Raw genomic sequence first — 20,091 nt, 5'->3', positions numbered from 1 at the left:
TTACACAGTCAAGGGTGGGAGGGGGCTTGCCCCCGATAGCGGCCTCACAGGCAACGCAAGGCTCAGGCTTTAGAACACCGAGGCGTAATCGCCCAACTCGACCTGTACCGATTTGATGCGGGTAAAGTTGTTCAGCGAGCTGATCCCGTTCTCACGGCCCACGCCCGACTGTTTGTAGCCACCGACCGGCATTTTCGCGTCGGACTCGCCCCAGGCATTGATCCAGCAGATGCCCGCTTCCAGTTGATGAATCACGCGGTGGGCGCGGTTCAGGTCCTTGGTCACCAGGCCGGCGGCGAGGCCGAAGTCGGTGTCGTTGGCGCGGCGGATCACTTCTTCCTCAGTCTCGTAGGTGAGGATGCTCATCACCGGGCCGAAGATTTCTTCACGGACGATGGTCATTTCGTCGGTGCAGTCGGTGAACACGGTCGGGGCAACAAAGGCGCCTTTGGCGAAGTCGCCGTCGGTCAGGCGGTCGCCGCCGCACAGCACGCGAGCGCCTTCGGCCTTGCCCTTGGCGATGTAGCCGAGCACGCTTTCCATGTGGGCGAAGCTGACCAGCGGGCCGAAGTTGGTGTTGTCGTCCTGCGGGTCGCCGATGCGGATGCGCGCAACACGTTCGGCGATCTTGGCTTCGAACGCGGCTTGCAGGTGCTTGGGCACGAACACGCGAGTACCGTTGGTGCAGACCTGACCGGAGCTGTAGAAGTTGGCCATCATCGCGATGTCGGCGGCGCGGTCCAGGTCGGCGTCTTCGAACACGATCAGCGGCGATTTGCCGCCCAGTTCCATGGTCACTTCCTTGAGCGAAGAGCTGGAGGCGCTGGCCATGACTTTCTTGCCGGTGTCGGTGCCGCCGGTGAACGAGACTTTCTCGATGCGCGGGTGCTCGGTCAGCCAGGTGCCGACTTCGCGGCCGCTGCCGGTCAACACGTTGAACACACCGGCCGGAACGCCGGCTTCGGTGTAGATCTCCGCCAGTTTCAGGGTGGTCAGCGAGGTGACTTCGCTGGGTTTGAAGATCATCGCGTTACCGGCGGCCAGGGCCGGTGCGGATTTCCACAGGGCGATCTGGATCGGGTAGTTCCACGCGCCGATACCGGCGACCACACCCAGCGGCTCGCGGCGGGTGTAGACGAACGAGGTGTCGCGCAGCGGGATCTGCTCGCCTTCGATGGCTGGCACCAGGCCCGCGTAATATTCCAGCACGTCGGCGCCGGTGACGATGTCGACGTACTTGGTTTCGGAGAAGGATTTACCGGTGTCCAGGGTTTCCAGGGCGGCCAGTTCGTCATTGCGCTCGCGCAGGATGTCGACGGCACGACGCAGGATGCGCGAACGCTCCATGGCGGTCATGGCGGCCCAGATTTTCTGGCCTTTTTCAGCGCTGACCACGGCACGTTCAACGTCATCGAACGTTGCGCGTTGCACTTGGGCGAGAACTTCACCGTTAGCCGGGTTGATGGCTTCGAAGGTGGCATCGCTGCCAGCGTCGCTGTAGCCGCCGTCAATGTAGAGTTTTTGCAGGTCGAAACGGGCCATAAAGTCCTCGCAAGTGCATAAGTGGTTGGCGTTAACCACTGAGGGGTGGCCAATAAGAGTCTGGCAACACCGATCAGTGGAGGTTCAGGGGTTGAGCGGTTATGTGTGCTCTAACTCACCTGCTTGGCCAATTGGAAATCCATGTATTCGTAAGCGATCCGTTGCGCCTGCGCCGTGTCGAATTCATCTCCCGACAGGGCGCCGCGCAACCACAAACCGTCGATCAAGGCCGCCAGGCCTCGGGCTGCGCTGCGTGCATCCGGCAGCGGCAACACGCGGCGGAACTGGCAGCACAGGTTGGAATACAGGCGGTGATCGTTGATCCGCTGCAACCTGTGCAAAGACGGGTGGTGCATGCTGGTCGCCCAGAAGGCCAACCAGGTTTTCATTGCCGGGCCGTTGACCTGGCTGGCGTCGAAGTTGCCGCCGATGATCACTTGGAGGTGCGCCCGTGGCGTGTCCTCCGTCAACGCTTGTCGCCGCTCGTGGACGTTCTCGATCAGCACATTCATCAAGTACCGCATCGTGGCCGCGATCAGGCCGTTCTTGTCCTTGAAGTAGTGACTGATGATGCCGTTCGAAACGCCGGCCAAACGGGCGATCAGCGCAATGCTGGCATCTCCCATTCCGACTTGATCGATGGCCGTCAGCGTGGCTTCGATCAGTTGTTGGCGGCGTATGGGTTGCATACCGACCTTGGGCATGGAGTACCTCTCCTCAGGCCTGCCGGCGGGCGATGACGTCCGTCGACTCGATGGCCAGTCTATTTTGTTTTGATTGAACGTTCAATCAACAAAGAATAAGCTCTGCGACAAATGGTCGCTGCCTGCCGGTATTTCCTACAGGTAGGTGGCGACATCTGACACCTGTGAAAACCCTTGAAACAGGCCATTTCAGAGCCTGAACACCGCTTCGGCGGGCTCAAGAATTTTCGGGGTGTCTTTATAACACCCGTCCGTCGACTGCCGAAAAATCGATGAGCACGGGATCACCGCTGCCTTGTGTTTCTCTCTCGCACTGCCTGGAGCATCTGCGCCATGAGTTCTGCCTCTCTAATAAAAACCCCACCGGAAAAGGTGCGGGTCAACGGTTGGGTGTTCTACACCTCCACCGCACTGATTCTGTTGCTGACCGCCATTTTGATCGTCGCCCCGCAAGAGGCCGGCCGGATGCTCGGCGTGGCGCAGGCGTGGTTATCGAAAAGCTTCGGCTGGTACTACATGCTGGTGATCGCCGCCTACCTGGTGTTCGTGGTCGGCCTGGCGTTTTCGTCCTACGGCAAGCTGAAGCTGGGCAGCAAGGACGACACCCCGGACTTCAGCTACGGCGCCTGGGCCGGCATGCTGTTTTCGTCGGGTATCGGCATCTCGTTGCTGTATTTCGGCGCATCGGAGCCGTTGGACCATTACTTCAACCCGCCCGAAGGCGCGGCCGCCAGCAACGGCGCGGCGCGCCAGGCGCTGCAATTGACCTTCTTGCACTGGGGCCTGCACGGCTGGGCGATCTATGCGCTGGTCGGCCTGGCCGTGGCGTACTTCGCGTACCGCCATAACCAGCCACTGGCCCTGCGTTCGGCGTTGTACCCGCTGGTGGGCGAGCGTTGGGTCAAAGGCGCGGCCGGCCATGCGGTGGACGGGTTCGGCATGTTCGTGACCCTGCTGGGCCTGGTGACCAACCTCGGTATCGGCGCGATGCAGGTGTCGTCCGGCCTGGAAAACCTGTTTGGCATGCAGCACAGCAACACCAACCTGCTGATCGTGATCATCGTGATGAGCACTGTGGCGACCATTGCCGCCGTGTCGGGGGTGGAGAACGGCATTCGTCGCCTGTCCAACCTCAACATCGTGTTGTTCAGCGGTTTGCTGATCTTCGTGCTGTTGTTCGGCCCGACCCTGCACCTGCTCAACGGCCTGGTGCAGAACACCGGTGACTACCTCAACGGCATCCTCCTGAAAACCTTCGACCTGTATGTGTACGAAGGCGACGCCGACAAGACCGAACGCTGGATGGGCCTGTGGACCCTGTTCTACTGGGCCTGGTGGATTTCCTGGGCGCCGTTCGTGGGCATGTTCATCGCACGGATTTCCCGAGGCCGCACGGTGCGTGAACTGGTGGCCGGCGTGCTGCTGATCCCGCTGGGCTTCACCCTGGCGTGGTTGTCGATCTTCGGTAACTCGGCGCTGGACCTGGTGTTGAACCAGGGCGCGGTGGCGTTGGGCAAGACGGCGCTGGAACAACCGTCGATGGCCATCTACCAATTGCTGGAGCATTACCCGGCGTCGAAAATCGTCATCGGCGTGTCGATCTTTGTCGGCTTCGTGCTGTTCCTGACCCCGGCGGACTCCGGCGCGGTGATGATGGCCAACCTTTCCTGCAAAGGCGGCAACGTGGACGAAGACGCGCCGCACTGGCTGCGGATCTTCTGGTCGGCGGTGATCACCCTGGTGACTATCGGCCTGCTGTTTGCGGGTAACTTCGAAGCCATGCAAACCATGGTGGTGCTGGCGGGGCTGCCGTTCTCGGTGGTGCTGATTGTCTTTATGTTCGGGTTGCACAAGGCGATGCGCCAGGACATGGCGACGGAACTGGAGCAGGCGCAATTGGCCGAGCGTGGCCGTCGTGGTTTCAGCGAGCGCTTGACCGCCCTGGACCTGCAACCGAGCCAGGCCACGGTGCAGCGCTTTATGGACAAGCACGTCACGCCGGCACTGGAAGACGCGACGAAGGCGTTGCGCGACCAGGGGCTGGATGTGCAGACCCTGTTGGGCAAATCCAAGCGTTGCATCGGCGTGCGTATCGAGATGGAAGAGGGCAACCCGTTTGTCTACGAAGTGAGCCTGGACGGCTACGCGGTGGCGTCGGACGAACTGCCCGAGGCGGAGCGCGCCCGTTACTACCGGGCCGAGGTGTACCTGCACAACGGGCCTCAGGAGTACGACCTGATGGGCTTCGCCCAGGAACAGATCACCCGGGACGTGCTCGATCAGTTTGAAAGCCATCGGCAGCTCCTTGGCCGTGTCTATAGCTGATGGTTGAAGCCTGGTGGTGTCCCCACTGACACCACTGGGGCAAAAAATGTGGGAGGGGGCTTGCCCCCGATTGCAGTGTGTCAGTCAGCTCATCTGTTACTGATACACCGCTATCGGGGGCAAGCCCCCTCCCACATTTTGACCCTGTTTCTCCAATGGGTTTTGCGGTGTTTGTTAGCCCAGGTTCTTGCCCAGCAGGGCATGGTAGAGCTCGCTGTCCCCCAGGATCCCCACCACCTGGTTGTTGTCGTGCAATACCAACTTGTTGCCCGTCTGGTAGCGGATCTGCAGCGCATCGCGCATGCCGATATTCGAGTCCACCAGTGTCGGCAGGCGGCCCAGGCCTTCCACGGGTTGCCCCGGTGCCCAGTTCTGCAGGTTCATCACCGCGCCATTCTGGCGTGCGCCCCGGATGGTGTTGCCTTCGGCCAGGTCGAGCCACGAGTCGCCGCCCGGATCGAGGCACACCGAGCCGTTGATGCGTTTGCAGTTGTCCAGCGTCCGCATCAGGCTGCGCCCGCACAGCACGTTCAGCGGGTTGGTATGTGCGACGAAGGTACGCACATAATCGTCCGCCGGGTTCAGCACGATTTCTTCCGGCACGCTGTACTGGATGATCTTGCCGTCTTTCATGATCGCGATGCGGCTGCCGAGCTTGAGGGCTTCGTCGAGGTCGTGGCTGACGAACACGATGGTCTTGCTCAGCTTGCTTTGCAGCTCCAGCAACTCGTCCTGCAGGCCTTGGCGGATCAGCGGGTCGAGGGCGGAGAAGGGTTCGTCCATCAGCAGGATGTCGGCGTCCATCGCCAACGCCCGCGCCAGGCCGACGCGCTGCTGCATGCCGCCGGAGAGTTCGTCTGGCTTCTTGTTACGCCATTGGCTCAGGCCCACCAGTTCGAGCTTTTCGTCCACCAGCTTGCGCCGGTCTTTCTCCGGGCGGCCCTGCATTTCGAGGCCGAAGCTGATGTTCTCGCGCACGGTCAGCCAGGGCATCAGGGCGAACTTCTGGAACACCATGGCGATGCGTTTGGTACGCATCATTTTCAGCTCGGCCGGGGTGCAGGAGGCGATGTCGATCTGGCGCCCTTCGTGCTCGACGAACAACTGGCCACGGCTGACGGTGTTGAGGCCGTTGATGCAGCGCAGCAGGCTCGACTTGCCGGAGCCCGACAGGCCCATCAGCACACAGATCTCGCCTTTTTCCACATCCAGGCTGGCTTTTTCAACGCCGACGATCTGGCCGGTCTTTTTCAGGATCTCGTTACGGCTCATGCCCTGGTCCAGCAGCTTGAGCGCTTCGCGTGGGTCTTTGGAGAAGATCACGTCGACATTGTCGAATCGGATAATGCTCATGCATCACCCCCTACTTTGGCGTCGGGTTGTTTGCAGATGCGGTCGAGCATGATGGCCAGCAGCACGATCGCCAGGCCGGCTTCAAAGCCCAGGGCGATGTCGGCGGTGTTCAGTGCGTTGACCACCGGCTTGCCGAGGCCGTCGGCACCCACCAGGGCGGCGATCACCACCATCGACAGCGACAGCATGATGCATTGGGTAATGCCGGCAGCAATGCTCGGCATGGCGTGGGGCAGTTCAATGCGCGAGAGCAATTGACGGCGCGAGCAGCCGAAGGCCTTGCCGGCGTCCATCAACTCTTGCGGTACATCACGGATACCCAGGTAGGTCAGGCGGATCGGCGCGGCAATCGCGAACACCACCGTGGAAATCAACCCGGGCACCACACCCAGCCCGAAGAGGGTCAGGGTAGGGATGAGGTAGACGAAGGTCGGTACGGTCTGCATCAGATCGAGCACCGGCCGCATCAGGGTGTAGAACATCGGTTTGTGCGCGGCAACAATGCCCAGCGGCACGCCGATGACCACGCAGACCAGGGTGGCGAACAGCACCTGCGCGAGGGTCTCCATGGTTTCCTGCCAGTACCCCAGGTTGAGGATCAGCAGGAAGGAGGCGATGACAAAAACAGTCAGGCCCCATTTACGTTGAATGAAGTGAGCCAGCAGCGCAATCAGACCGATCAATGCCAGCGGATTGAACCAGGTCAGCGCGAACGTCACGCCGTGGATCATCGTTTCCAGGGTCGATGCGATTGCGTCGAAGTAGTTGGCACCGTGTTGGGTCAACCATTCGACGAAGGCAGCGATGTACTGGCCTAGTGGGATTTTCTGTTCAGTCAGCATGGTAGTGAATGTCCACATGCGAAGGGGAAAACATCCCGGACCAGCGCACCAGCCCGGGGTCAGCAGGGATTACTTGGCGAGGTAAGCTTTGACGGCCTCCAGACCTGGTTTGCCATCGACGGTGGTGACACCGGCAAGCCAGGTATCGAGCACTTGCGGGTTCTTCTTCAGCCAGGCCTTGGCCGCGGCGTCGGGTTTCATCTTGTCGTCCAGGACGTTACCCATCAGGGTGCTTTCCATGTTCAGGGTGAACGACAGGTTTTTCAGCAACTGGCCGACGTTGCTGCATTCCTGGGTGTAGCCCTTGCGCACGTTGGTGTAGATGGTGGCCTGGCCGTAGTTGGGGCCGAACGAGTCGTCACCCCCGGTCAGGTATTTCATCTTGAAGCGGGTGTTCATCGGGTGCGGTTCCCAGCCGAGGAACACGATGGCCTTGCCGCGCTTGGTGGCGCGTTCGACCTGCGACAGCATCCCGGCTTCGCTGGACTCGACGACTTTGAAACCGGCCGACTTCAAGCCGAACGCGTCCTTGTCGATCAGGGTTTGAATGGTGCGGTTGCCGTCGTTGCCGGGTTCGATGCCGTAGATTTTGCCTTCCAGCTCATCCTTGAATTTGGCGATATCGGCGAAGTCTTTCAGGCCTTTGTCATACAGCGCCTCGGGAACGGCCAGGGTGTACTTGGCGTTTTCCAGGTTGGCGCGCACGGTTTCCACGGTGCCGGCATCACGGTATGCCTTGATGTCGTTTTCCATGGTCGGCATCCAGTTGCCGAGGAAGATGTCCATGTTCTTGCCGTCGGCCAGGGACTTGTAGGTCACCGGCACCGAAATCATCGTGGTGCGCGGCTTGTAGCCGAGGCCCTTGAGGATTTCGCTGGTGGTCGCGGTCGTGACGGTGATGTCGGTCCAGCCGACATCGGAGAAGTTGACGGTCTGACATTGTGCCGGTTCTGCAGCGTGCGCCAGGACTGGCAGACTCAGCATGGCGGCCAACAACAACGAGGGTGAACCTTTCATGGGGCTAGACTCCTGTGTGCTTTCTGGCGGCATTCGCCGCGCTTTATAAGTGTTGCGGTTGGAACGTGCTTTGAGGCGGCGGCACGGTGCCTTGCCAACGAGTCGAGACTGATCATGTACCAGTGAAAATCTGACGCCTACAGGGGGCGTCGTATCCAGTACAGGCAGGGTCGCATCCAGTGTCGGTGACGTCGTTTACAGATTTTTCCTAAGGTAAAACCGCTGTTTTTACCCATCTGCACCGCTAAAAACGCCCAAAACAGGCCCTTGCTCGTGAGCGACGCTGATGAGCATGGTTGCGTCGGTGTGAGACGCCGTGATGGCGGATAAAAGCCTGATGATGCCGCCATCTGGGCGATCTGAGCGTAGCACCTCGTTCAAGCCTGGCCTGTGCTTATCGAGGAGTTCCACGGCAATGGCTATCAGTGTTTTCGACCTGTTCAAGATCGGCATCGGGCCTTCGAGTTCTCACACCGTCGGCCCCATGCGCGCCGCAGCGTTGTTCGTTCAACGGTTGCGTGAACGTGAATGGTTGGAACAGGTACGACGCGTCGAAGTTCAGCTCTACGGCTCATTGTCGGCCACCGGCATCGGCCACGGCAGCGACACCGCAACCATCATGGGCCTGATGGGCGAGTGGCCGGACGCAATCGATCCGGCGCAGATCGGCCTGCGTATCCATACCCTGCGCGAGACCGACACGCTGCTGCTGGACGGGCGTTTACCGGTGCCTTTCGTGTGGGCGCGGGACATGCGCCTGCTCGACGAAAACCTACCGTTCCACCCCAATGCCATGACCCTGGTGGTGTTCGGTGCTGACGGCGAGTTGCACCGCGACACCTACTACTCCGTCGGCGGCGGCTTTGTGGTGGATGAAGCCCAGGCGCAAAGCGGCGTGGCGGATATGGACCGCAGTGCATTGCCCTATGAATTCTCCAGCGCGGTGGAGCTGCTGCAACTGTGCAAGAGCCACAACCTGCGCGTCGCCGAGCTGATGCTGGCCAACGAAAAAGTCTGGCGCTCCGAGGATGAAATCCGCAGCGGCCTGATGACGCTCTGGCGCGCCATGCAAGCGTGCGTCGAGCAGGGCCTCAAGCACGAAGGCATCCTGCCCGGCGGCCTGAATGTGCGCCGTCGTGCCGCCAAGTTGCACCGCAGTTTACTGGAGTTGAGCAAGCCCAACGTGATCGGCTCGACCTTGAGCGCGATGGAGTGGGTCAACCTGTTCGCCCTCGCGGTCAACGAAGAAAACGCCGCCGGCGGGCGCATGGTCACCGCGCCGACCAATGGCGCGGCGGGGATCATCCCGGCGGTGCTGCACTACTTTATGAAGTTCAGCGACGACGTCACCGAAGCCAACGTGGTCGACTACCTGCTCAGCGCGGCGGCGGTGGGCATTCTGTGCAAGAAGAACGCCTCGATCTCCGGCGCCGAAGTCGGCTGCCAGGGCGAGGTCGGCTCAGCCTGCGCCATGGCGGCGGCGGGGTTGGCGGAGATCCTCGGCGCCACCCCGGAGCAACTGTGCAACGCTGCCGAAATCGGCCTGGAACACAACCTCGGCCTGACCTGCGACCCGGTGGGCGGCCTGGTACAAGTGCCGTGTATCGAGCGCAACGCGATTGCCGCGGTGAAGGCGATCAACGCCGCGCAGATGGCCCTGCGCGGCGACGGCCAGCACTTTATCTCCCTCGACCGGGTGATCCGCACCATGCGCGATACCGGGGCGGACATGCATGACAAGTACAAGGAAACCTCGCGGGGTGGGTTGGCGGTCAGTGCGGTTGAGTGTTGAGACCGCGTCGCCGCTATCGGGGGCAAGCCCCCTCCCACAGGGGAACGCATTTCAGATGTGGGAGGGGCGGTGCGACGATTCGACTTGCCCCCGATAGCGCCAGTCCAAACAACCCTGCTCATAAAGTGAACACCAAAACCAAAAGCGCCACCTTTTAGCGCGTCGCAAACAGATAAGTACCCCCCAAACACTTTCCCCTCCGACCACCCGTCACCCGTGCCTGCGGTGACAGACGCTTGCTTCGCCCTCAAAGCGCCTACCCACAAGTGCTACCGATCTGCTCACAGCCCTTGAACGGGGCCGCTTGCGCCGCCGATTCGGGGCATATTCCGCACTTCGTGCAGGGGCTTGTCTAGACACATCAAGAGGTCGTTTTCAGGAGTTATTGAATGGCCATTCAAATTTAGGCATGGCAATTGCTCTATCAACTCAACGCCTCTCTCTGCATCAGAGACGAGCGCAATAACAAGAGCCTCGCCTGAGGCCATCACCCGCTTTGTGTGAGGAGATACCGCGATGACGTCGTTCAACTCCGGGGCCCAACCCCAGAACCGTGCGCCTCAATCCATCGGCTTTCTGCTGCTGGACAATTTCACGCTGATTTCCCTGGCTTCGGCAGTGGAACCGCTGCGCATGGCCAACCAGTTGTCCGGGCGCGAGTTGTATCGCTGGACAACCCTGAGTGTCGACGGCAACCAGGTGTGGGCCAGCGACGGTCTGCAAATCACCCCCGATGCCGCCATGCACAAAGCCCCGGCCCTGGACACCGTCATCGTGTGCGGCGGCGTGGGTATCCAGCGCACCGTCACCCGTGAACATGTGTCGTGGCTGCAAAGCCAGGCGCGCCAGTCCCGTCGCCTCGGCGCGGTGTGTACCGGCAGTTGGGCCCTGGCCTGCGCCGGGCTGCTCGATGGCTTCGATTGCAGCGTGCACTGGGAATGCCTGGCGTCTATGCAGGAAGCCTTCCCGCGCGTGTCGATGAGCACCCGCCTGTTCACCCTCGACCGCAACCGCTTCACCAGCTCCGGCGGCACCGCGCCGCTGGACATGATGCTGCACCTGATCAGCCGCGACCACGGCCGTGAACTGTCGGCGGCGATCTCCGAGATGTTCGTGTACGAGCGCATCCGCAACGAACAGGATCACCAGCGTGTGCCGCTCAAGCACATGCTCGGCACCAACCAGCCGAAGTTGCAGGAAATCGTCGCGCTGATGGAAGCCAACCTCGAAGAACCGATCGACCTGGATGAGCTGGCGGTGTACGTCGCCGTGTCGCGGCGCCAGTTGGAGCGGCTGTTCCAGAAATACCTGCACTGCTCGCCGTCGCGCTACTACCTCAAGCTGCGCCTGATTCGCGCACGGCAGTTGCTCAAGCAAACGCCGATGTCGATCATCGAAGTGGCGTCGGTGTGCGGGTTCGTGTCCACGCCGCACTTCTCCAAGTGCTACCGCGAATACTTCGGTATTCCGCCACGGGATGAGCGCGTCGGTTCCAACACCACCCAGCAGGTGGCGATGATGCCGATTCCGCCGGCGTTGGTGTTGTCCCCGTTGTCGGGGCCGATGTCGGCGTTGAGCCAGGCGCGCAATGAGTCGACGTTTGCCAGTGTGAGGCTCTAGACCGAGTCGCCTGCATCGGGGGCAAGCCCCCTCCCACACTCGAATTGTGAATACAGTCAAATGTGGGAGGGGGCTTGCCCCCGATAGCGGTCTGTCAGACGCCGGAGTTCTGTTTGAACTGCATCAGCGCCGGCAATAACTGCTTATCGATCGCCTGCCGCACCGCCGGCAGAATCGTCGCACTGCCGCTGTACATCTGCTCGACCATGCCCTTGAGCGCCTTGGCCCGCGCTTCGCTCAAACCGCGTACCGCACATTCACAGGCCTGCTCGGCGCTGGCGCCGCTGGATACCTCGAAACCGAGCGAGCGCAGTTTGCTCAGCAGGTCATCCTGGTCAATCAAATCCGCATGCATCATGACGTTTATCCTGGTGAAGGGAGCGGGGGGATCGATTTGGATTCTGGTAGCCGACCAGGCGGTCGGCAAGGGCAGAATGCATGAATGGCTCGGATGGCTATGAACAGGTCGTTTTCGGGCCATTTGGCGCGGGCAGGCCAATGACGCGGCCGAGGAGGGCGGGAGTGGGCAGGTCGACTTGCGTGGCGCGGATGGCCGCGAGGCGTTCCAGTGTCGCCTCGGTGAACGGCGTCGAGCGCGGCCCGGCGAGGTCGACGTGCAGCAGCATCTGTTCGTTGCCCGCCAGTTCCTTGTCGTCGCTCACCAGGTGCAGGCTGTGATAGAGGTGCAGGCGCTTGGCATCGTGGGCGATCAGTTGGGTACGCACCTCCACGTCGGCGCCGAGTTTCACTTCGTGCAGGTAGTTCAGGTGCAGCTCCAGGGTGAACAGCGAATGGCCGCTGGCGGCGCGGTTTTCGCTGTCCAGGCCGAGGGTGTCCATCAACGCGTCGGTGGCGTAGCTGAAGATCAGCAGGTAGAACGCGTCGCGCAGGTGGCCGTTGTAGTCGACCCAGTCGGGGTGGACCTGGGTGGTGTAGGTGGTCAGTGCCGGCATGCTGGGGGGTTCCTTATTCGGCGAAGGTCATGCCGTGCTTGGCTTTAGTGGTCTTCACCGCTTCCAGCACCGCCAACAGACAATCATCACGGTAGCGCTCCAGCGCCGAAATGCTGTGGTTACCCAACTGCTCGCGGGTGCCGTCGACCACATCGTCGATCAACTTGTCGGTCAGCTCCGGCGCCGGCAGGTGGGTCCACGGCAACTGCAACGCCGGGCCGAACTGTGCCATGAAGTGCCGCATCCCGGCATCGCCGCCGGCCAGGGTGTAGGTCAGGAACGTGCCCATGAACGACCAGCGCAAGCCGGCGCCAAAACGGATTGCGTCGTCGATCTCGCCGGTAGTGGCAACGCCATCGTTGACCAGGTGCAGCGCCTCACGCCACAGGGCTTCGAGCAGGCGGTCGGCGATAAAACCGGGGACTTCCTTGCGCACATGCAACGGGCGCATGCCGAGGGATTCATACACCTGGATCGCCGCCTGGATCGCCTCGGGCGCGGTGTGTTTGCCGCCCACCACTTCCACCAGCGGCAGCAGGTACACCGGGTTGAACGGGTGACCGACGACGCAGCGTTCAGGGTGGGTCGAGCCTTCATAGAATTCGCTGGGCAACAGGCCCGAGGTACTGGAGCCGATCAACGCATTCGGCTTGGCGGCCGCGCTGATTTTGCTGTGCAGCTCCAGTTTCAGCTCCAGGCGTTCCGGGGCGCTTTCCTGGATGAAGTCGGCGTCTTTCACGCACGCCTCGATCGTGGCGACAAAACGCAGGCGGTCCTGCGATGCGCCGGGGGCCAGGCCTTGTTTCTCCAGGGCGCCCCAGGCATTGGCGACGCGTTGGCGCAGCGCGGCTTCGGCACCGGGCGCCGGGTCCCAGGCCACCACATCGAGGCCGTGGGCCAGGGCGCGGGACACCCAACCGCTGCCGATCACACCGCTGCCGAGGGCGGCGAAGGTTTTGATATCTGTAATAAAACGCATGGCGACATTCCTGAATAAGGTGATGTTCCCCTGTGGGAGGGGGCTTGCCCCCTCCCACAGGTTTTGATCCGGTTTGGGCTGGGGGTTAGCCGCGTTTTTTGAGGCCCATTTTCAGGCGCCCTTCGGCCGGGGTCATGACCCGCGCGCCCAGGCGGCTGAGGATTTCACTGGCGCGTTCCACCAGTTGACCGTTGGTGGCCAGCACGCCTTTGTCCAGCCACAGGTTGTCTTCCAGCCCGACCCGCACGTTGCCGCCCAGCAGCACCGCCTGCGCCGCCATCGGCATTTGCATGCGGCCGATGCCGAAGCCGGCCCACACTGCGTCGGCGGGCAGGTTGTCGACCATGGCTTTCATGGTGGTGGTGTCGGCCGGCGCGCCCCACGGGATGCCCAGGCACAGTTGGAACAGCGGGTCGTCGAGCAGGCCTTCCTTGATCATCTGCTTGGCGAACCACAGGTGGCCGGTGTCGAAGATTTCCAGCTCGGCTTTTACGCCCAGTGCCTGGATGCGTTTGGCGCCGGCCCGCAGTTGCGCCGGGGTGGACACGTAAATGGTGTCGCCATCGCCGAAGTTCAGCGTGCCGCAGTCGAGCGTGCAGATTTCCGGCAACAGCGCTTCCACATGGGCCAGGCGCGTCAGCGGGCCGACCAGGTCGGTGTTGGGGCCGAATGCCATGGGCGTCTCGCCGCCGCCGATATCCAGGTCGCCGCCCATGCCGGCGGTGAGGTTGACGATGATGTCGATGTCGGCCTCACGGATACGCTCCATCACTTCGCGGTACAAGGCGACGTCGCGGCTGAACTTGCCGGTCTCGGGGTTGCGCACATGGCAGTGAACGACAGTGGCGCCGGCCTTGGCGGCTTCCACGGCGGCGGCGGCGATTTGTTTGGGGGTGACCGGTACATGGGGGCTTCTGGCGCTCGTGTCGCCAGCACCGGTGAGTGCGCAGGTGATGATGACGTCGTGGTTCATGGGGCAGGTTCCTTACAGGCGTGATTTCAAGGCGTAGCGAGGCCGTTCGCGGTCAGGCACGACCGCGAAACGGTGCGTCGAATACCGTTATTTGCTGGTCAGTTGCAGGTTGGCGGCGGCGGGTTTGCCGTCGAAGGTGGTCACGCCTTCGAGCCAGCGCTGCTGGTCTTGCGGGTGATCCTTGAGCCACTGCTTGGCGGACTCGAAGGCGTCCTTGTGTTCCAGCAACGGCTGCATCATTCGGCTCTCGTCGGCGGCGGTGAAGGTCAGGTTGGTCAGCAGCTTGTGGACGTTGGGGCACTGCTCGGCGTAGGTCGGCGAGGTGACGCTCCACACGGTGGCCATGCCTTCGTTCGGGCCCAGGGCGTCTTCGCTGCCGGTGAGGTAGGTCATCGCGATGTTGACGTTCATCGGGTGCGGCGCCCAGCCGAAGAACACCACGGCTTCCTTGCGACGCACCGCGCGGTCGACGGCGGCGAGCATGCCCGCTTCGCTGGACTCCACCAGCTGGAATTTGCCCAGGCCGAACTGGTTCTTGGCGATCATCGCCTTGATCTGGGTGTTGGCGCCCGAGCCCGGCTCGATGCCGTAGAGCTTGCCGCCCAGTTCTTTCTCGAACCTGGCGATGTCGGCGAAGGTTTTCAGGCCTTTGTCGGCCAGATAAGTCGGCACCGCCAGGGTCGCGCGCGCGTCTTCCAGGCTCGGTTTATCGAGGACCTTGACCTGCTTGGCGTCGACGAACGGGGCGATGGTCTGGGTCATCAGCGGGTTCCAGTAGCCGAGGAACAAGTCCAGGCGCTGGTCGCGGATGCCGGCGAAGATGATTTGCTGGGACGCGCTGGTCTGTTTGGTCTTGTAGCCGAGGCCATCGAGCAACACTTGGGTCATGGCGCTGGTGGCGATCACGTCGGTCCAGTTCACCACGCCCATACGCACGTTCTGGCAGGATGGCGCGTCGGCCGCGAAGACGCTGGTACTCAAGATGGCGCTGGCGCTGAAGGCGAGCACGCAGCGGCTGATCAGTCGGTTCATGGTGGTTCCCTCGGCAGGTCGTTATTGTGGGGGCCGGCGTCTTTGTGCGCCGTGGGGTCACGTTACGCAGCTTGAGGGGCGACAAAACGCACGGCGGCGACCCGCTCTTGCACTGCAGCGACCTGTGCTCTTGAATGGGCCGTTGAACTGGCGTATCACAGTGACCACGCTGCCGGTCCTACGAGAGCGCACCATGTCCCAGGATTTCTACTTTCTGCTGATGCCAGGGTTCTCGGCCATCGGCTTTATCTCAGCGCTCGAACCGCTGCGCGTGGCCAACCGCTTTCGTGGCGAGTTGTACCGCTGGCATGTGTTGAGCGCGGACGGCGGCGCGGTGCTGGCGAGCAATGGCATGTCGGTCAACGCCGACGCGGCGCTGGAGCCGCTGAAAAAAGGCGCGACGCTGATGGTAGTCGCCGGTTTCGAACCGCTTGAATTCGCCACTCCGGCCCTCGAACATTGGCTGCGCCGCCTCGACCATGACGGTGTGACCCTCGGCGCCATCGACACCGGCGCCTGCATCCTGGCCGAAGCCGGGCTGCTCGACGGCCACCGCCTGACCCTGCACTGGGAAGCCATCGACGCCTTCAAGGAAGCCTATCCGCACCTGAGCGTGACCCAGGAACTGTTCGAGATCGACCGCCGCCGCATTACCTGCGCCGGCGGCACCGCTTCCATCGACCTGATGCTCGACCTGATCGCCCAGGCCCACGGCCCCGACCTGGCGATCCAGGTCTCCGAGCAATTCGTGCTCGGGCGCATCCGCCCGCGCAAAGACCACCAGCGCATGCAGATCGCCACGCGCTACGGCATCAACAACAAGAAGTTGGTGCAGGTGATCGGCGAGATGGAACAACACACCGAACCGCCGTTGAGCACCCTGGCCCTGGCCGAGGCGATCAAAGTCACGCGGCGTCAGTTGGAGCGGCTGTTTCGCCTGCATCTGAACGACACGCCGAGCAACTTCTACCTCGGCCTGCGCCTGGAAAAAGCGCGGCAGTTGTTGCGCCAGAGCGACATGAGCGTGCTGGAGGTGAGCCTTGCCTGCGGCTTTGAGTCGCCGTCGTATTTCACCCGCAGTTATCGGGCGCGATTTGCCAAGTGTCCGCGGGAGGATCGGCGACGGGAGGTGGTTTGATCGGCGATTATAGTCAATTATACTCACGGCTATAATTTATAGTTAGTTCAATAATTGAGTATAAAAGCATGTCCAAGCCCAGCGGTTTTGTGTTCCGCCGCCCCACCCTGGCAAGCAGTATTGCCGATGGCCTGGTGGGCGTGGGTATCCAGGATTTCACCTCTGGCCTGTTTCTCGCGGCGCCGCGTCGTACCGGCAAAAGTACTTTTCTGCGCGAAGACCTTCTCCCCGAGTGCCAGGCTCGGGGTTGGCTGACGGTGTATGTGGACCTGTGGGCCGACAAGGAGAAAGATCCCGCCGAGCTGATTTCCAGCGCCATTGCCGGTGCGTTGGTGCCTTTCGAAAAGGGCATCCGCAAACTGGCGAAGAACATCGGCATCGAAAAACTCAGCTTCCTGCGCACCTTGTCCTGGGACTTCACCAAGCCTCAACTGCCCGTGGGCGCGACCCTTACGCAAGCACTGGAATTACTTCACCGCGCCGCCGAAAAAACCGTGGTGCTGGTGATTGACGAAGCCCAGCACGCGCTCACCACCGAAGCGGGCATCAACGCCATGTTCGCCCTCAAGGCCGCACGCGACCAGCTCAACCAGGGCCGCGAAGGCGAGGGCAGTGGCTTACACCTGGTGTTCACCGGCTCCAACCGCGACAAGCTTGCTCATTTGGTGCTGGGCAAAAGCCAGCCGTTTTTCGGCTCCAGCATCACGCCGTTTCCGTTGCTGGGTAAGGCGTTCACTCAGGCTTACACCGCGCATCTCAACGCGCACCTGGCCAAGACCAACCAATTCAACGCGGCGGATATCGACGAAGCGTTTGAGTTGGTAGGCCGGCGCCCCGAGATGCTGCGCACCATCATCGGTGAAGTGGCCCTGGAGTTGGGCGAGGCGAGCAACCTGGGCCAGTTGCTGCACAGCCGCGCGGAAGTGCTGCGCGCCGGCGTCTGGAACGAATTCGAAAGCGCCTGGAACGCCCTCACCCTTGCGCAACGTGCCGTGCTGCAAGTGATGGTGGAGCGTTCGCAACACAATCAACCCTTCGCCCCGTTCACCGACAGCACCCTCACTGCGGTCAGCAAGGCGCTGGAGGAGATGGGCAGCGACGTGGTGCCCGGCACTCAGACCATCCAGGCGTGTATCGATGCCCTGCGTGACAAGGAACTGGTATGGAAGTCCAGCCGCGGCGGTTATGCCCTGGAAGACAAGTCCTTCGGCGACTGGCTGCTGCACAAGCACCGTACACCCGGCTAAACACACCACAAAGCCAATGTGGGAGGGGGCTTGCCCCCGATGACGGTGGATCTGCGGCACCTGAGTGGCTGACACACCGCCATCGGGGGCAAGCCCCCTCCCACAGTAAATTGTCGGTGTGCCTATTGCTTTATCAGGGCCGAACACGCTGCCTTGAAGGCTTCATGCTGGTACTACACCCCTTCTCCTGTAAGCGACAAAGATCAAATGTGGGAGGGGACAAGCCCCCTCCCACAGTAAATTGCCGGTGTGCTTATTGCTTTATCAGGGCCGAACACGCCGTCTTGAAGGCTTCATGCTGGTACTACACCCCTTCACCTGTAAGCGACAAAGATCAAATGTGGGAGGGGGCTTGCCCCCGATGACGGTGGATCAGCGGCACCTGAGTGGCTGACACACCACCATCGGGGGCAAGCCCCCTCCCACAGTAAATTGTCGGTGTGCTTATTGCTTTATCAGGGCCGAACACGCCGCCTTGAAGGCTTCATGCTGGTACTTGTTCAGCGTCGCCGGCAGATCGAAATTGTGCTTCTTGTTCTGCGCATTGATGGTCTGCGGCGACAGCAGCGTCACTTCAACCCCCTCCAGCAGTTGAAACACCCCTTCAATCTTGAACGTGGTCGGGCCGCCGGCGAATTCGCCTTTTTTGCTGCGCTTTTTGATGGCGATGCGTTCGATGGCGTTGTCCTGCACGAACGCCTTCACCTGGGTGGCGAAGGCTTTGACGTTGGCCGCGTCATCGTCGTCTTCGAGGGCGATTTTCTTGGTGGCCAGGGCGACGTGGGTCAGCGTCTGATTGTCCAGGGAGGCAACGGCGATGATGGCTTCGCTGCCTTTGATTTCGATGCCGCAGAGAGTCATTGGGTCGCCTTGGGGCAAAAAAGAGAGGCCGCAATAGTATCAGGGTCGAGGGCTGAGACGGCCGCCGTCCACCCGTCGGGAACGTGCTTGACCTGTTATTTTTGACAGTAGACCGCCGCGTGCCCGGTCTCATAGATTCCCTGAAGGAGCCTGCCGAGGGTTCCGGCCTGTTCCATGGCTATTCCGACAAGGGAGTTATGCAATGAATATTCGCAAGGAAATTCGCGCACTGACCGCAACGGAACAACTGGAGTTTATCAACACGTTATTGGCGATGAAGCGTTCCGGTGTCTACGACAAGTATGTTCATTGGCATCACGCCGTCATGAAGGCCACGGTCTACCCGAACGAACCCCAAGATCCCAACTACCGTAACGGTGCTCACCGGGGGCCGGCATTTCTGCCGTGGCACCGTGAAATGTTGATGCAGTTCGAGGCGGATCTACAAGCGATCAACGTCGGCGTGACGTTGCCTTATTGGGACTGGACGCAGGATGCGGCCGCCCCTGAACAATCGCCGGTCTGGCGCCAGGGTTTCCTGGGGGGTGATGGCGACCCAGCCGATCAGTTTCGCGTGCAGGATGGGGTCTTTGCCCACAAATACGGGAACTGGCCCGTGCCGCCCTATGACGAGGAGGGTTTGCCCGGGCCAGGCCTCAAGCGTCAGTTCGGGCAAGTGATCAGCTCACTGCCAACCGAGGACGACCTGCGAGTGGCGATGAACGAAAGCCTGTATGACGAACCCAATTACAACTCGAGCCCTTTCATCCGCGGTTTCAGAAACCGCCTGGAAGGCTGGATCACCCAGCGCGGCGATCCTGCTGTCAAAACCTCCGGTTCGCAGCTGCATAACCGTGTGCATTTGTGGATTGGCGGCAATATGTTGCCCATGACCTCACCGGATGACCCGGTGTTCTTCCTGCATCACTGTTTCATCGACAAGATCTGGGCGGACTGGCAGGCGCAGAAGCGCCTGGATGAGCCGGACCTGGCCCCGCACTATTGCCCCATGCAGGACGGTCCGCCGGGCCACAACTATGATGATGTGATTAATCCCTGGACCCGCCGGATCAGTGAAGTGATGGATATCGCCGCGCTGGGCTACAGCTATGCGCCCAGCCGCCCATTGACGAAAAGCCGGTTCAAGTCGCCCTTCATGGCCTGACGCCTGTGAAGCGTTCCCGCGTTCAATGCGCGGGAATGCTTCACTCCTGGCCGATCGATTCCAAAAACTCCGACCGCTCATCACTCATCCGCGCCAGGCAATCGTTCAGTTCGATCGCATAGGGCTTGGTGCCGGTCGCCGCCGGGAAGGTGTCCACCGCGCAATCGGCGTCACGTAATTTTTCCCACTTCTGCTGGGCATCCTTCAGACGAGCGGTAATGTCTGCCAGCTGTGACTTGTTGCTGCCATAGGTCGAACCCATGCGCTCCAGCAACCCTTGATAGTTATCCTTGAGCAATTGCTCGGCGGTGGTTTTGTTGTAGGTGGCGCATTCCAGGGTTTGCTTGTCGTTTTCGATGCCGTCGCACGGCGTGCTGTCGGTGTCTTCGGCCGCGTGGACGCCGGTTGCGATGAGTGCCAAAGCCAGGAAAATCGATTTCATTGCGCCGTCTCATATCGGTTGATGCGGGAATTCTGGCCCAAGCGTAAGACAAAGAACAGCCGCCAGACAGACCTGTCTTAGCGACCTTCGTCGCGGATTGACGCTT

18 protein-coding genes are annotated in these 20,091 nt (G+C 61.5%); 6 read left to right on the top strand and 12 right to left on the bottom strand.

Going from position 1 to position 20,091, the window contains the following annotated elements; genetic code table 11:
* Positions 1–69: 69 nt before the first annotated feature.
* Together betB and betI are read right to left on the bottom strand one after the other, a co-directional pair.
* Complete coding sequence (gene betB, locus ACP7E3_RS00690; RefSeq protein WP_017844938.1) at positions 70–1,542, bottom strand: betaine-aldehyde dehydrogenase; 1,473 nt, start codon at positions 1,540–1,542, stop codon at positions 70–72.
* A gap of 110 nt (positions 1,543–1,652) precedes the next feature.
* Positions 1,653–2,246, bottom strand: a complete 594-nt coding sequence (gene betI / locus ACP7E3_RS00685; protein WP_017844937.1) for a transcriptional regulator BetI — start codon at positions 2,244–2,246, stop codon at positions 1,653–1,655.
* Positions 2,247–2,636: 390 nt separating this feature from the next.
* Between betI and ACP7E3_RS00680 the strand changes: the two genes are divergently transcribed.
* On the top strand, positions 2,637–4,571 hold the full coding sequence (locus ACP7E3_RS00680) for a BCCT family transporter (protein ID WP_231590018.1): 1,935 nt from the start codon (positions 2,637–2,639) through the stop codon (positions 4,569–4,571).
* A gap of 174 nt (positions 4,572–4,745) precedes the next feature.
* Here the strand turns inward: ACP7E3_RS00680 and choV are convergent, their stop codons facing one another.
* The 3 genes from choV to ACP7E3_RS00665 all read right to left on the bottom strand — a co-directional run bounded on the left by choV (position 4,746) and on the right by ACP7E3_RS00665 (position 7,783).
* Positions 4,746–5,924: a choline ABC transporter ATP-binding protein gene (gene choV / locus ACP7E3_RS00675; protein ID WP_046381796.1), complete on the bottom strand. Its 1,179-nt coding sequence runs from the start codon at positions 5,922–5,924 to the stop codon at positions 4,746–4,748.
* Positions 5,921–6,766: a choline ABC transporter permease subunit gene (gene choW / locus ACP7E3_RS00670; RefSeq protein WP_015886271.1), complete on the bottom strand. Its 846-nt coding sequence runs from the start codon at positions 6,764–6,766 to the stop codon at positions 5,921–5,923. The genes choV and choW overlap by 4 nt, the downstream gene beginning before the upstream one ends.
* Before the next feature lie 69 nt (positions 6,767–6,835).
* On the bottom strand, positions 6,836–7,783 hold the full coding sequence (locus ACP7E3_RS00665; protein ID WP_017844933.1) for a choline ABC transporter substrate-binding protein: 948 nt from the start codon (positions 7,781–7,783) through the stop codon (positions 6,836–6,838).
* Positions 7,784–8,198: 415 nt separating this feature from the next.
* Between ACP7E3_RS00665 and ACP7E3_RS00660 the strand changes: the two genes are divergently transcribed.
* Both ACP7E3_RS00660 and ACP7E3_RS00655 read left to right on the top strand, forming a co-directional pair.
* Positions 8,199–9,575, top strand: a complete 1,377-nt coding sequence (locus ACP7E3_RS00660) for an L-serine ammonia-lyase (RefSeq protein ID WP_017844932.1) — start codon at positions 8,199–8,201, stop codon at positions 9,573–9,575.
* 516 nt (positions 9,576–10,091) lie between these two features.
* A complete protein-coding gene (locus ACP7E3_RS00655) occupies positions 10,092–11,195 on the top strand; it encodes a GlxA family transcriptional regulator (RefSeq protein WP_017844931.1) in 1,104 nt (367 codons plus the stop codon).
* A 94-nt stretch (positions 11,196–11,289) separates the two neighbouring features.
* Here ACP7E3_RS00655 and ACP7E3_RS00650 read toward each other — a convergent pair whose 3' ends face one another.
* The 5 genes from ACP7E3_RS00650 to ACP7E3_RS00630 form a co-directional block, all read right to left on the bottom strand.
* Positions 11,290–11,553 carry a hypothetical protein gene (locus ACP7E3_RS00650; protein WP_108524907.1) on the bottom strand — a complete coding sequence of 88 codons (264 nt, stop codon included), beginning with the start codon at positions 11,551–11,553 and terminating at the stop codon, positions 11,290–11,292.
* A gap of 97 nt (positions 11,554–11,650) precedes the next feature.
* Positions 11,651–12,148 (bottom strand): thioesterase family protein, encoded by a 498-nt coding sequence (locus tag ACP7E3_RS00645; RefSeq protein ID WP_108524909.1) that lies wholly within the window; start codon positions 12,146–12,148, stop codon positions 11,651–11,653.
* A gap of 13 nt (positions 12,149–12,161) precedes the next feature.
* Positions 12,162–13,127 carry an L-carnitine dehydrogenase gene (locus ACP7E3_RS00640; RefSeq protein ID WP_046381800.1) on the bottom strand — a complete coding sequence of 322 codons (966 nt, stop codon included), beginning with the start codon at positions 13,125–13,127 and terminating at the stop codon, positions 12,162–12,164.
* 85 nt (positions 13,128–13,212) lie between these two features.
* On the bottom strand, positions 13,213–14,100 hold the full coding sequence (locus ACP7E3_RS00635; protein WP_426122111.1) for a 3-keto-5-aminohexanoate cleavage protein: 888 nt from the start codon (positions 14,098–14,100) through the stop codon (positions 13,213–13,215).
* Positions 14,101–14,187: 87 nt separating this feature from the next.
* A complete protein-coding gene (locus tag ACP7E3_RS00630) occupies positions 14,188–15,132 on the bottom strand; it encodes a choline ABC transporter substrate-binding protein (protein ID WP_046381802.1) in 945 nt (314 codons plus the stop codon).
* A gap of 193 nt (positions 15,133–15,325) precedes the next feature.
* Here ACP7E3_RS00630 and ACP7E3_RS00625 point away from each other — a divergent pair, with 193 nt between their 5' ends.
* Together ACP7E3_RS00625 and ACP7E3_RS00620 are read left to right on the top strand one after the other, a co-directional pair.
* Complete coding sequence (locus tag ACP7E3_RS00625) at positions 15,326–16,270, top strand: GlxA family transcriptional regulator (protein WP_017844925.1); 945 nt, start codon at positions 15,326–15,328, stop codon at positions 16,268–16,270.
* Positions 16,271–16,338: 68 nt separating this feature from the next.
* A complete protein-coding gene (locus tag ACP7E3_RS00620) occupies positions 16,339–17,517 on the top strand; it encodes an AAA family ATPase (protein WP_128192439.1) in 1,179 nt (392 codons plus the stop codon).
* A 444-nt stretch (positions 17,518–17,961) separates the two neighbouring features.
* On the opposite strand, the gene ACP7E3_RS00615 is transcribed toward ACP7E3_RS00620, so the two are convergent.
* Positions 17,962–18,378: a DUF3010 family protein gene (locus ACP7E3_RS00615; RefSeq protein WP_426122110.1), complete on the bottom strand. Its 417-nt coding sequence runs from the start codon at positions 18,376–18,378 to the stop codon at positions 17,962–17,964.
* Positions 18,379–18,580: 202 nt separating this feature from the next.
* Here ACP7E3_RS00615 and ACP7E3_RS00610 point away from each other — a divergent pair, with 202 nt between their 5' ends.
* Positions 18,581–19,543 (top strand): tyrosinase family protein, encoded by a 963-nt coding sequence (locus ACP7E3_RS00610; protein ID WP_426122109.1) that lies wholly within the window; start codon positions 18,581–18,583, stop codon positions 19,541–19,543.
* A 40-nt stretch (positions 19,544–19,583) separates the two neighbouring features.
* On the opposite strand, the gene ACP7E3_RS00605 is transcribed toward ACP7E3_RS00610, so the two are convergent.
* On the bottom strand, positions 19,584–19,985 hold the full coding sequence (locus ACP7E3_RS00605) for a lysozyme inhibitor LprI family protein (RefSeq protein ID WP_046381806.1): 402 nt from the start codon (positions 19,983–19,985) through the stop codon (positions 19,584–19,586).
* Positions 19,986–20,091: the final 106 nt, after the last annotated feature.

This window comes from Pseudomonas sp. PSPC2-3 (genome assembly GCF_049898265.1).
GTDB lineage: Bacteria > Pseudomonadota > Gammaproteobacteria > Pseudomonadales > Pseudomonadaceae > Aquipseudomonas > Aquipseudomonas veronii.
Note: the sequence above shows the minus strand (reverse complement) of the source record. Positions and strands in the feature narration are given on the sequence as shown.